This is a genomic window from Providencia sp. Je.9.19, assembly GCF_051129765.1.
GTDB lineage: Bacteria > Pseudomonadota > Gammaproteobacteria > Enterobacterales > Enterobacteriaceae > Providencia.
On the sequence record NZ_JBCPSS010000003.1, the window covers coordinates 206,514 to 219,243 of the forward strand.

Sequence of the window (12,730 nt, forward strand, 5' to 3'; positions counted from 1 at the left end):
ATTAGTTCTCTCGTTTCTATTTTCCATATATGGTTATTTCCAACAAATTAATTGTTGCAATAACCATTTTTTATGTTTCATAATGAGCTTAAAAAATTGAAAATACTTTAATTTAACAACTAACTAAAAAACGAATTTGATGAATAGCAAGAAAATCGAGAGGGAATATTTGATGCTGTCCTGTCTGAAAAATAGTTATTAGAAGAACCATCGAATGGATCCATTGATGACATATTGTCGCTTAGCTGACCAACCATATTCTCGAAGTGATGAGTATTTTTCATTGTCTCTTTAGGGAAATCTTTAAAGCCCGGAGTACCTGGAAGAACAACGCTCGGGCGTTCTAGATAATGATTTGTTGTTACTGGTTTTTCATTTACTTTTAATCTATCAAGTAAGCCTGTGGTTAGTGGTGCTAATTGTCTATTCGGTTCAGCTTTTGGATACGTATTTTCCAATATCGATTTCTCTACCATATTATGTGGATACTTAATTGGAGGAGGTGATGATACTCCTCGATTTATAGGCTGAGTTTCAGTCGGTAATATTTTTCTCTCGACCCCATAAATATCTAAATCGCTTTTAGGTATAACCTTTTTTAATTCGTTCACGTTAGCTGCTATAAATTCTTTGAATGTCATTCCTCTTTCTACAAGGTATTCACCGAAGACAGATCCCGTTTCTTTCATATTATCAACTGTGGATACGGTATTAGCCCACTCAACAAATAAATTAAATTTTTCTTTAGAAGGATTTTTTATTATCTCTGTCATCATCTCATCGGTTAAATAAAGCCCAAACTCAACCTGTTGTTTATTACTTCCTGAATTTGATATCATTTCATCATAAATTTCATTATGTTTTTCAATAGGGATAATCTGTAGTGGAATTGATAATGTCCAGGCATCTTTAGGTAAATTTTCACTTATAAATACGTTATCATGTATATCTTCAATATCCCGAATAGTAAATTTCTCACGCAAAACTGTCGTTTTTTCATTATCAAATTTATCAAGTAATTTTTGTCTCGTTTCTAATGCCACCTTAAATTGTATTCTTTTTAAATCATTATGATTTAATATTATATTATACTGTTTTGCTCTTTCAACTAAGAAACTTGTTGCCATTTTTCCTGCAGACGAGTCGCCTCTAACAAGTCCATTGGGGATCACTCCATACTCTTCATTATTTGCTTCTAAATAGTTATATAAAATTTGAGGATCTTTTTTCTCTTCTAATTTTTCACCCATCTTCTGTACATCTTTTAAATGCAATTCAAATTTATCCTGATCATTCGCATCAAGTAATGCAGCACGTTTCTTCCTGCGATTATACCTATTTACACTAATTTCATTCATTATAGATTTTAATTTTTCTTCTTTATCCTCCCAAAATAGTACATTTTTATCTTTCATTAATGTGATAGCATCTTGGGTTAATAGATTATCAGAGATTACATAGTGAAATGTCCATGGAATAGTATCACCAAGGACTTCTTCCTCTATTTTTATACTTTTATTTACGCTATCAATAAGGTCTTTTAGCTCAGAATCCGAACTTATAATATCTATATAGTTATCAATATTAGAATTAATTAAGCCTCCATATTGTGTAATATAAAAATTATTATTTAGCCATACCTTTACTCTTTCTTTCTCATCTCCATTGCTTAAAATATATTTCTTAATCATCATATTATATATTTTATAATGATGACTAACTTGTTCTTTAAATCCAGAGGTAGAATTTAACCTATGCTCCCAAAGCCCCTGTCTTTCATTCGGAGATAGTAACTTAAATACTCTATTTAAATACCAATCATCAATACTAAACCAACTGTCAGAGCAAGATTTTTGATTAATTTCAAATAACTCTTCATAATTAATTTCAGTTAGCTCAACAAACTTACCCCCTGAGTTATTTAGTTTTTTTTCCAGCAGAATAAGATACTCACTTGCTAATTTAAAATCTATTTCCTTATACTTATCATCACGAAATTTCTCATCTGAAATAAAATCACTATTGAATGAAAAATATAACGTCGAACGCCCCCAAAAATTAGTATCACTCCCACTCACTCCTGCAAATAGTGCATATCGATCACCTTTATTGGCCAAATATTGATACATTTCCTTCGAGCTTTTATTTTCTCTTAATAGTTTTTTAGTTGTAATAAGATCATTTTCTGTAAATATCCTGCTAGCACTATATATTGTATTGTTTGACATTAAAAATCCTTTTCTATTTGAGATGATTTATTACAAACCCCTTTGATTTTAATAAAATTGTCCTCCACTGATACAACTGTTTCCAGTTTATATTCACTTGAATATAAGTATCAACTTCAGGTATTCGCCCATTAACTTCACAGAAGTAATATTCATTTTTTACTTGTACCCAATCACAACGAATAACACCTATTACTTCACTTTTACTTTCAGACCAATAAACTCTTCTTTTTCTCTGATAATATTCAGTTTCACTCACCATTAATCCTTTACCTTCATATTCAACAAAATATAAATCAAGTTCATCATCATAATAAACACCACTTCTTTTACCAAAAAAATCGTTATTAATTGAATTATCCCTAAGTTCGTTCATTGTTGCCGTATCATTTGTGATTGGTTTTACTGTTATTTTTATTTCCTCTATATTTGGGTCTAACCCCATTCTATCAACGGGTTTCATTTCCGTCCATGTCATTCTTAAAGGCAATACGGTAAAATTAGCATCACACCCTTTTTTATTTTTAACCGCTCTCCGATCAAAATAACTATACCCCTCATACTCAGCAATAAAATCAACATAATTCACAGGTACTTCAACAGTGTGTCCATTAAACTTACCACAAACAAAGCCCGGTCTATTTTCTGCATAAACATTTATAGAAATTAATAATGAAATAGTATTAATAATAAACTTAATTGTGTAATTAACAAAAACACCAAACCTCATAATTTCACCTATTGAACTAATTCAATAATAATTATGCTATGAAAATAATAAAATTATTCCCTGTAAATACCCTGCTAGCACTATATATTGTATTATTTGATATTAAAAATCCTTTTCTATTTAAGATGATTTATTACAAATTTTTTTGATTTTAATAAAATGCTTTCCCACTGTGTTAACTGTTTCCATTTAATAACTACATTAAAATAAGCATCAACCTCTGGAATACGACCATTAACCTCACATAAGTAATATTCTTTTTTTGATTGCATCCAGTCACAATCTATAATACTAATTACCTCATCATTATGCTCGGACCAATAAACTCTATATTTATCTTGATAAATTTCATCTGAATAAGTTGTTGCCTCGTCTTTTAAGTACTCAACAAAATACAAATCAAGCTCATCATCATAATAAATGCCACTTCTTGCCCCCCAATAATAACTATTTATTAAATTATCTCTAAACTTATTCATTGTTGCTTTATTATTCGTCATTGGCATTACCGCTATTTTTATCTCCTCTGCATTTTGATCCAATCCCATTCTATCAACGGGTTTCATTTCGGGCCATGTCATTCTTAAAGGCAATACGGTAAAATTAGCATCACACCCTTTTTTATTTTTAACCGCTCTCCGATCAAAATAACTATACCCCTCATACTCAGCAATAAAATCGACATAATCCCTAGTTACTTCAACAACATTACCGTTAAACTTACCACAAACAAAACCCGGTCTATTTTCTGCATGAACATTTATAGAAATTGATAATAAAAAAATATTAATGATAAATTTAATTATGTAATTAATAAAAATAAAAAATCTCATAATTTCACCTATTCAGCTAATTTAATAATACCTAAATTATAAAAAATGAGAATAATAAAACATAATTTATAATCATGCTTTAAATGATATAATTACGCGATCGAGTCTATTAAGCCATCTTTTGCTTTTCTCGATTTTATCTAAGTCCGATACATTTTTCATTTTATCCCGAAGAAATAAAAATACTTTTTTTTCACTTTCATGGGAATCATTCGCCAGTGCATTTAGCATATCATCCCAAATCTTTTGATTAGTTTCATCATCTAAGACATCAAAAGCATCTGCAAAGAACCAAGCATCAAAGGGCATGTCACAGGCTGTAAATGCTTTTTTATTTATTTCAGCAGCCTCTTGATAACTAATATCCCTGCTAGTCGTAGTACTGCCATTTTCAAAGCGTTTTGAAAGTACTTCTAGATGAGCTAATGCGTGTTCATAATGGTATTTTTTTAAATCTTTATTTGATAATGGTTTATTATATTCAACCATTACTTGCTTCATATATTCTCTGTTCAAAATAATAAAAATACCTATTTCTTTCTTACTATTATAAGAGTTTTCAATATTATCTGATTTCACTTTCTCTTTTTTGTTTGTTAAAAAGCCATTTCCATATGAAAGATTGCAAAGGAAAATAATTAATAATATGGGTATTATTAATATGTTTTTAATTTTCATCTATAATTTACCCCAAGATTAAAATATAAATTAATAGCCCTAAGCTAAAACAGTTAAAAACTTGCAGCAATATATGATATTTAAAAATATGATTTCACTTACAGTGAACCCACTATTTTAATCAGCAACCTACTAAAAATAAGGAGGAAATGTTAAAAAAACTCACCTAAAAAAAGCAAAACTAACGTTTAAAAACGTAAAAATAACGATAATACATTCATTATTTAACCAAGCGTGATCTATCCATCGTAATGACTACGCAAATAGCAGCTAAAATTCCCTTCTGTCAAAAAATTCCTTATCATATAGGTAATATAAATCGGTAAATATTTTAACGATTTTGCATCAATATTTACTGTACATATTTTCTATTTGGCTTAGGATCTAACCTGACTGTTGTTAATTAATCGTCCGAAGAGTGATATTTCATGGAACATGAACACGAAACAAAACGCCCTCTCTATATTCCCTACGCTGGTCCAATTTTGCTAGAATTTCCTTTACTTAACAAAGGAAGTGCTTTTACTGAAGAAGAACGTGCCAATTTCAACTTACATGGTTTGTTGCCAGAACAAGTTGAAACTATCGAAGAACAAGTAGAACGCGCACATCGTCAGTTAGTTGATTTTAAAACTGATATTGATAAACATATTTATTTACGAAACATTCAAGACACCAATGAAACCTTATTTTATCGTTTAATTGATGCCCACCTAACCGATGTAATGCCTGTCATCTATACGCCAACAGTAGGTGAAGCTTGCGAACATTTTTCTGATATCTATCGCCGCGCTCGAGGTTTGTTTATCTCTTACCCAAACCGCGCACATATCGATGATATGTTACAAAACGCCACTAAACAAAATGTAAAAGTTATTGTGGTCACAGATGGTGAACGTATTTTAGGGCTTGGTGACCAAGGTATCGGCGGGATGGGCATTCCTATTGGTAAGCTTTCCCTTTATACCGCTTGTGGTGGTATCAGCCCAGCCTATACATTACCTGTTGTTATTGATGTGGGAACTAACAATCCACAACGCCTTAATGACCCGCTTTATATGGGATGGCGCCATCCGCGTATTACCGGTGAAGAATATAACGAATTTCTTGATGAATTTGTTCAGGCCGTTAAACGCCGCTGGCCAAATGTATTACTGCAATTTGAAGATTTTGCACAAAATAATGCCATGCCATTGCTAACACGTTACCGTGATGAACTTTGCTGCTTTAATGATGATATTCAAGGCACTGCATCCGTCGCCCTTGGTAGCTTAATTGCAGCTAGCAATGCCGCTGGAAGTAAGCTTAGCGATCAACGCGTCACCTTCTTAGGTGCAGGTTCCGCTGGCTGCGGTATTGCAGAGCAAATTGTCTCGCAAATGAAATCTGAAGGTTTGAGTGATGAGCAAGCTCGCTCGCGCATCTATATGGTTGACCGCTTTGGTCTACTCACCGATAAGCTGCCTAATTTACTCGATTTCCAAAGTAAACTAACTCAAAGCAGTGAAAATATTAGTGGCTGGGACGTCAATAGCGATTCAATTTCTCTGCTCGATGTTGTGCGTAATGCAAAACCAACGATTTTAATTGGTGTTTCGGGACAAGCAGGTCTGTTCACTGAAGAAATTATTAAAGAAATGCATAAACACTGCGCTAGACCGATTGTGATGCCGCTTTCAAATCCAACTTCACGTGTCGAAGCTCGCCCAGAAGACATTATTAATTGGACAGAAGGCCAAGCACTTGTTGCAACTGGTAGTCCATTTAGCCCTGTTTCATATAAAGATAAAGTGTTCCCAATTGCTCAATGCAATAACTCATATATCTTCCCAGGCATTGGTTTAGGTGTTATTGCTTCTGGGGCAAAACGTGTTACTGAAGCAATGTTAATGGCCGCCAGCCGTGCACTGGCAGGCTGTTCGCCATTAGCGAAAGATGGAGAAGGCCCGTTATTACCTCTTCTGTCTGATATCCAAGAAGTTTCACGTATTATAGCGAAACAAGTGGCTAAAGAGGCGCAAGTTCAAGGCGTTGCAACTGTGACTTCTGACGATGCATTAAATGAAGCTATTGAACGGAATTTCTGGAAACCTGAATATCGTACTTATAAAAGAACTTCATTTTAAAATATTTTTAATATGAATGGATAAGGAGTGCCGTAAGGCGCTCCTTTTTTATTTAATTCTGAGTTGTGATTTTTAAAAAGAAAATAGATTTAATGTCATCATAATTGCACTGCAAGCAATTAATAATAGCGTGATATATTGAAAAGCGCGTTCGGATAAATGGATCAGTAAATATTTAGCCAGTGGCATAACGATTAATGCGCCAACACATAGGATTAACGCTAATTTAAAATCTGTATAGCCATCTTGTGCATAAGCAAATGCAGATGAACCCGATAGTATCGTCGTCACCAGTATTGATGTGCCAATAGCCTGCTTAATATTAAGTTGCATATAACGTAATAACATCGGTAATACCACAACGCCACCACCTACCCCCGTTGCACCTAACACAATTCCGGCGAGAATTGCGGGTATTGCCATTGCACGCAATTGGTTCGTTTTGACTAGTTGTTTTTTAATTGGTGAAGAAAAAAACATTCGCTGAATAAATAAGTAAAGTGAGAAAATAATAGCCGTCGCAACCAGCAAATTAATCCCCCACTCAACCTGTTTTTCATATTCAGGTAAACTTCCCAGCCAAGTCACCAAGAGGCTAGAAAGAAAAGTACTTGGAAGCATAATCGCAAGTACAATCATCGCCCCTTTAAGCGGAATATTCCCTAATCGAAAATGCATATATGAAGAAGAAACCTTCATTAGCATTGATAGAAAGTTGGCGGTTGCAACCGCAGCAAGGGCATTCAGCCCAAAAAAATACGTTAATATCGGTAAAACAATAACCCCGCCACCAACACCGGTTGTACTAATTATCAGCCCAATCACAGCACCGATCGCCAACTCAGTCAAAATCATTAGCTCTTGCCTTGTATCAGAGCGCGTCGGCCTTTTTGCAACGCAATATCAGCGTCACTGTCTGCTAACGTGAGATATTTAAAAAATAAAGTATCAAAAGCTACCATCTGTAAAACTTGCGGTGTAATGACACCCAACTGTGAGTGCTGCTCATCATAGAAATAAGGTAGTGTGAAATCGGCTATTTTAGTTGCATCGTCTTGCCCAAAACGCGTTAAAGCAACTGTCGTGCAACCCGTTTCTTTGGCTGAACGTAACATATTGTTTACTTCTTGCGTATTACCTCGAGCAGTGACTGCAATAGCGAAATCATCAGGACTTAAATTTGCCGAATAACTGAGCTGAACATGTAAGTCATAACTGAACAAAGTATGCTTATTAACGCGAATTAATTTATGAAAAATATCACTAGCAACAATAGCTGATGAACCAATACCAAATAATACAATACGTTTTGCACTGACCATTTTTTGGGCTATTTCATCAACAATTGAAGGTTCAAGTAATTCTAGTGATTTCTCGATGGCAGAAATAAACATTTGCCCCGTTTTCGCAATTATCTGAGCCGTATCATCACTACGACTCAAATTGCCATATAAACTCTCAGCTCTATGCTGTTTTTCATCCGATAAATAATCAACTTTAAACTCGGGATAGCCACGGTAACCCATCTGGCGAGAAAAGCGGATAACCGAAGCACTACTGACACCTGCGGCTTGCGCAAGCTCAGCAGCATTCATCGCAATCAGACTATCTCGATGCTCCAGCAAAAAACTAGCGATGCGCTGCTCAGTTCCTTTACCTCTTGTCAGTAAGCTTTCCAATTTTACCGTCAGTGTCGACATGGCTATTCCTTTTAATTATTTTTCTGGGTCAGTGAAGCCTAGTATCATACTGGCAATGAAACCGACAATCCATGCACCGACAACTGCAATGAGAAAATCCAGTATTTGACCGTCACCGACTAATGGGATTAGAGACAAACCAGCCGTACCAAATGGAATAATGATACCAACATGGAAGAAGGCCATCAGTGCACCACCTGCCGCGCCACCAATACAACCGGCAATAAATGGTTTTCCCAAAGGCAATGACACACCGAATAATAACGGTTCACCGACACCAAAGATACCCACAGGCAACGCACCCACTAAGGTTTTTTTCAAACGTTGATTTTTGGTTTTTAAGAATACCCAGAAGCATGATCCTACTTGCCCCATTCCGCCCATTGCCAATATTGGGAATAGATAATTAAGGCCAAATGTTTGCAAAATTTCTGCATGGATCGGGATAAGCCCTTGATGCAAGCCAGTCAATAATAGGAATAAAAAACTGCCCCCTAAAATACCGCCCGTCGCCACCGCGCCACCGCCGCTATCTAATAAAGCGACGGAAACACCTTGTGCCAAGATTTGATTTAAATAATGACCTGCGGGTTGGAAGATGATAATCGCCACCATAGCGGAAACGAGAATCGTCACAAAGGGTGTAATAATCAGGTCTAAACTTTCTTTGATAATGCTTCTAAACCACACTTCAAATTTGGAAGAGAAAACAACCACCATCAACACAGCAAAAATACCCCCGCTGTTAGGTTGAAGTTTATCGCCAAATAACGTGATATCGGCCAAGCCCGGCATTGAAAGTAAGCCTGCCATTACCGCACCTATTGAAGTTGAAGCGCCAAGCTCTTTTGCCGTATTTACCCCAATCATGATAGATAAATAAACAAAAACGGAGCTACCAATTAATTTCAATAGTTTGAATAATTCAGGAAACTGGTCAACAACACCCGGCGCGACCAAACGAATAATATTGATTAGCCCCATAATAAGACCGCAACCAATTAACGCCGGAATGGTCGGAACAAAAATTGCAGCTAACGTATTCAATGTGCGACGAATTGAAAAACCTTTTTTTGCAGCTACAGGCGTTGCATTGTCAGTATTCACCGATGCACTTCCCTGCATCCGCTTATTCATCACCGAAAATACTTTTGCTGCAGTGCCCATGCCGACGATAACTTGTTGTTGTTCACCATTAAAGATAACCCCTTTGACACCTTCAATTTGTTTAAGCGCTTCTGCGTCAAATTTGTCATTATCTTTTAAAACTAAACGGATGCGGGTCATACAGTGAGTTAATGTTGCAATGTTCTCAAAGCCGCCCGCATATTTTTCTATTTCTCTGGCGAGTACTTCCAGATGTTCTATTTTATTAGCCATATCATTCCCCTGGTGTTGACGATATCAAGACTGTTTAGTTTTCAACATATCATCCAATGCTGTGTGTGGATGCTGTGACACAATATCCGTCGCTTGTTGTGCATTAATATTAAGTTCATGCATTAGAATTGCGCGTCGCGGATGGTAATCGACTTGTTTTAATAAGTTGGCGGCAGTTTGAGTATCAATCATGCAGACTTCGCCAACGATACGTTCTGCTCGACGTAATAGTTTGATATTACTGGCAACCACATCCACCATTAAATTGGTATGAATTCGGCCTAAACGCCCCATTACGCAAGTGCTGAGCATGCCGAGGATCATTTTTTGTGCGGTGCCACTTTTCATTCGCGTTGAGCCAGATAACACCTCAGGCCCCACATCTGGTGCAATCGCAAATCTTGCCACTTCACTAATTAGGCCTCGTCCTCGCGTCGTAATAGCAACCGTTAAAGCCCCTAATTGGTTCGCATAGTCAATCGCGGCGAGGGTAAATGGTGTACGACCACTAGCTGCAATACCGACAACGACATCTTTTTCACACAAACCACGTTTGATTAATTCATCAATGGCAGCCTGTGTTGAATCTTCAATATTTTCAACCGCTTTTAACATCGCCTCTTGGCCACCCGCAATGATGGACTGTACCATTTCAGGAGCAGTACCAAATGTTGGAGGGCATTCAGCACTATCGAGTACAGCAAGTCTGCCACTGGTTCCTGCGCCTGCATAAAATAGGCGACCACCCTGCTTTAAACGTTCCGCAATGGCATCAACCGCTTCAGCAATCGCAGGTAAAACAGTTTGAATTGCACCCGCTACCGTGCCATCAGCTTGATTAATTGCGCTGACCATGGCGAGTGTCTCCAAACGCGAAAACTGTAATGTTTCCTGATTGAATTCATTTTGTAGGCAATCACTCAGTGTATTTTCGGCTAGAGACATAAAACACCTCAAATCATTTGAAATTATATTTCATTAAAAATTACATTATATGAATTTAAATTTCAATTTATATTACCAGAAATCCTTCAGCAGCATTGGCTAACGTGATGCTGTTCACAACTATCGTGTGAATCATTAACTATTTAAGATAAATTGAACCAATAGAAAGAGTATAACCGGCAGTAACTCACTGCCGGTAAACGTATTATTTAACCAACTTACAGCTACCAAATGCAGAAGGGATATGAAAATCAGGTTTTACTGAATCAGGATGGATCCAACTTATCCATTTACGAACTTGTTTTGGCTCACCCGCACTAAATTCACCACGTAAAATGGCACACATTAGCGTTTTTTTGTCTGCATCTTGCCATAAGTTAAGACGAGTAAATTCATCGAGATCAATTTTACCCGTTAACACATAGCCTTCAGGCGTGATTTCACCGACAGTTTGCAATGTTTCCCAATTCCAACTTGGATCAACTTCACGATAAAAATTAGCTTTCGCATCAAAAGTACGACCTTTAGGGTCCATTTCTGCCGTGTAATAAGGTTTTAATTCGGGGCTAGTCGCAAAAAATAATTCAACGCGATCCGAATCTAATACCGCCTGATCTTTATCAGGATCATTGCCGAGTTGGATATCTTTATCATCGGCGATAAAACGGAAATATAAGGTATTATCACTCCATAATGCACGGAAATCTGTTTTTGGTGGTGTCTCTTTTTCCCATGGATAACTAAAATCAGTTAATACCTCAGCTTGCTCCCATACCGCGACATTTTTCGCATCACTCAGCGATTTTATCTGAGCCGTATGATTAATTTGATACTCTTTTGCAGCAACACTCGCCGTTACTAACATAGCTGCCGCGGCTAACAAGGTTTTTAATTTCATAGTTTCGTTCCTCACGTATCGAATTACAGTCTCTATTCTTATTGAATATGTTTTTCATGTACTATTTTTGCTGTTTCAACTTATCACTAAATGGCTTTATAACTGAGTTATGTGCATTGATGAAGAAATAAAATTTCATAACTTATAATCAATATAGAATTAAAATTTCAAAACAAATAGGCTTGTTAAATAAAAACTACTTCTTTGTGAAGCGGCTCACTATTCAATAACGGATATAATCTATTCACCCACAAGGATATAGGCTATTTTTCATACGAAAAATTGAGATTCTATTATTAGAAATTATTCATTTGATTGGATGATAATGAGGAATTATTCGCAATTATAAAGAAAATATCAGCCCTGCCCCTTAGTCAACTTGAATATTGTTCATTATATTGACATGACTTTACGTTACGCGACTTGCGTCACTAATTTAACTCAAGTAGCCTAATCGCTATGACTATTTATTTTCAAGGCTAGGACATGAGGAAGCGTCTGCTTTATGGTCTGTTACTTTTCGTAGGGATAGCTTTTGCCACCGTTATTTTACTTGATCGTTGGATTGGCTGGGACACTGCGCCCTATATCTATGAAGATATAGAAAAATTACCTGCGCGGGATGTCGGGATGGTACTTGGCACATCTAAATATTATGCCTCTGGAGTCACAAATCTATATTACACCTATCGAATCAAAGGTGCCGCAGATGCTTATCACAGTGGAAAAGTGAAATATTTGCTACTGAGTGGTGATAATGGTGCTCATAATTACAATGAACCCATTAATATGCGCAAAGACCTGATAAAAGCGGGAGTACCTGCATCTAAAATCGTACTTGATTTTGCGGGTTTCAGAACCCTTGATTCCGTTGTTCGCACCAAAAAAGTATTTGATACAGATAATTTCACTATTATCACACAGCGCTTTCACTGTGAAAGAGCGGTATTTATTGCCAAACATAAAGGGATTGATGCCCAATGTTTAGCCGTACCAACACCGCAAGGCATGTACAAAGTCCGTGTTCGTGAGGTTTTTGCACGCCTTGGTGCCCTTGCTGACTTATATATTCTCAAACGCGAACCCAAATTTTTAGGGGAACAAGAATCAATTCCTGCCCCCATAAAAATGCCTGATGGAATTAAAGGTTACCCTGCGGTTTCACCTGAAGAAGCAAGTAAGTTAAGCTAACAACGGCACCAATTGATATTA

The 12,730-nt window shown here is 36.4% G+C and carries 11 protein-coding genes; 2 read left to right on the plus strand and 9 right to left on the minus strand.

Going from position 1 to position 12,730, the window contains the following annotated elements; all coding sequences use genetic code 11:
* Positions 1-119 precede the first annotated feature (119 nt).
* From AAZR93_RS13500 to AAZR93_RS13515, 4 genes are all read right to left on the minus strand, one after another.
* Positions 120-2,228 (minus strand): hypothetical protein, encoded by a 2,109-nt coding sequence (locus tag AAZR93_RS13500; protein WP_434720091.1) that lies wholly within the window; start codon positions 2,226-2,228, stop codon positions 120-122.
* A gap of 13 nt (positions 2,229-2,241) precedes the next feature.
* Positions 2,242-2,958 (minus strand): hypothetical protein, encoded by a 717-nt coding sequence (locus AAZR93_RS13505; protein ID WP_434720092.1) that lies wholly within the window; start codon positions 2,956-2,958, stop codon positions 2,242-2,244.
* 116 nt (positions 2,959-3,074) lie between these two features.
* On the minus strand, positions 3,075-3,791 hold the full coding sequence (locus AAZR93_RS13510; protein ID WP_434720093.1) for a hypothetical protein: 717 nt from the start codon (positions 3,789-3,791) through the stop codon (positions 3,075-3,077).
* 72 nt (positions 3,792-3,863) lie between these two features.
* Positions 3,864-4,469 carry a hypothetical protein gene (locus AAZR93_RS13515; RefSeq protein WP_434720094.1) on the minus strand — a complete coding sequence of 202 codons (606 nt, stop codon included), beginning with the start codon at positions 4,467-4,469 and terminating at the stop codon, positions 3,864-3,866.
* Between the two features lie 428 nt (positions 4,470-4,897).
* Here AAZR93_RS13515 and AAZR93_RS13520 point away from each other — a divergent pair, with 428 nt between their 5' ends.
* Positions 4,898-6,595: an NAD-dependent malic enzyme gene (locus AAZR93_RS13520; RefSeq protein WP_294103203.1), complete on the plus strand. Its 1,698-nt coding sequence runs from the start codon at positions 4,898-4,900 to the stop codon at positions 6,593-6,595.
* 72 nt (positions 6,596-6,667) lie between these two features.
* Here the strand turns inward: AAZR93_RS13520 and AAZR93_RS13525 are convergent, their stop codons facing one another.
* From AAZR93_RS13525 to AAZR93_RS13545, 5 genes are all read right to left on the minus strand, one after another.
* Positions 6,668-7,450, minus strand: a complete 783-nt coding sequence (locus AAZR93_RS13525; protein ID WP_294103205.1) for a sulfite exporter TauE/SafE family protein — start codon at positions 7,448-7,450, stop codon at positions 6,668-6,670.
* Positions 7,450-8,295: a MurR/RpiR family transcriptional regulator gene (locus AAZR93_RS13530; protein WP_294103207.1), complete on the minus strand. Its 846-nt coding sequence runs from the start codon at positions 8,293-8,295 to the stop codon at positions 7,450-7,452. Before AAZR93_RS13530 ends, AAZR93_RS13525 begins: the two co-directional genes overlap by 1 nt.
* A 15-nt stretch (positions 8,296-8,310) precedes the next feature.
* On the minus strand, positions 8,311-9,675 hold the full coding sequence (locus AAZR93_RS13535; protein ID WP_434720095.1) for a PTS transporter subunit EIIC: 1,365 nt from the start codon (positions 9,673-9,675) through the stop codon (positions 8,311-8,313).
* 24 nt (positions 9,676-9,699) lie between these two features.
* Positions 9,700-10,620, minus strand: a complete 921-nt coding sequence (murQ, locus tag AAZR93_RS13540) for an N-acetylmuramic acid 6-phosphate etherase (protein ID WP_434720096.1) — start codon at positions 10,618-10,620, stop codon at positions 9,700-9,702.
* 205 nt (positions 10,621-10,825) lie between these two features.
* Complete coding sequence (locus tag AAZR93_RS13545; RefSeq protein WP_294103211.1) at positions 10,826-11,518, minus strand: carbohydrate-binding family 9-like protein; 693 nt, start codon at positions 11,516-11,518, stop codon at positions 10,826-10,828.
* A 486-nt stretch (positions 11,519-12,004) separates the two neighbouring features.
* Between AAZR93_RS13545 and sanA the strand changes: the two genes are divergently transcribed.
* Complete coding sequence (gene sanA, locus AAZR93_RS13550) at positions 12,005-12,709, plus strand: outer membrane permeability protein SanA (protein WP_294103213.1); 705 nt, start codon at positions 12,005-12,007, stop codon at positions 12,707-12,709.
* The last annotated feature ends 21 nt before the right edge of the window (positions 12,710-12,730 follow it).

Excerpts from the sequence above, each read along its gene's own strand:
- AAZR93_RS13500 (WP_434720091.1), bottom strand. The coding sequence starts at position 2,228 with ATGTCAAACAATACAATATATAGTGCTAGCAGGATATTTACAGAAAAT.
- AAZR93_RS13505 (WP_434720092.1), bottom strand. The coding sequence starts at position 2,958 with ATGAGGTTTGGTGTTTTTGTTAATTACACAATTAAGTTTATTATTAAT.
- AAZR93_RS13510 (WP_434720093.1), bottom strand. The coding sequence starts at position 3,791 with ATGAGATTTTTTATTTTTATTAATTACATAATTAAATTTATCATTAAT.
- AAZR93_RS13515 (WP_434720094.1), bottom strand. The coding sequence starts at position 4,469 with ATGAAAATTAAAAACATATTAATAATACCCATATTATTAATTATTTTC.
- AAZR93_RS13520 (WP_294103203.1), top strand. The coding sequence starts at position 4,898 with ATGGAACATGAACACGAAACAAAACGCCCTCTCTATATTCCCTACGCT.
- AAZR93_RS13525 (WP_294103205.1), bottom strand. The coding sequence starts at position 7,450 with ATGATTTTGACTGAGTTGGCGATCGGTGCTGTGATTGGGCTGATAATT.
- AAZR93_RS13530 (WP_294103207.1), bottom strand. The coding sequence starts at position 8,295 with ATGTCGACACTGACGGTAAAATTGGAAAGCTTACTGACAAGAGGTAAA.
- AAZR93_RS13535 (WP_434720095.1), bottom strand. The coding sequence starts at position 9,675 with ATGGCTAATAAAATAGAACATCTGGAAGTACTCGCCAGAGAAATAGAA.
- murQ (WP_434720096.1), bottom strand. The coding sequence starts at position 10,620 with ATGTCTCTAGCCGAAAATACACTGAGTGATTGCCTACAAAATGAATTC.
- AAZR93_RS13545 (WP_294103211.1), bottom strand. The coding sequence starts at position 11,518 with ATGAAATTAAAAACCTTGTTAGCCGCGGCAGCTATGTTAGTAACGGCG.
- sanA (WP_294103213.1), top strand. The coding sequence starts at position 12,005 with ATGAGGAAGCGTCTGCTTTATGGTCTGTTACTTTTCGTAGGGATAGCT.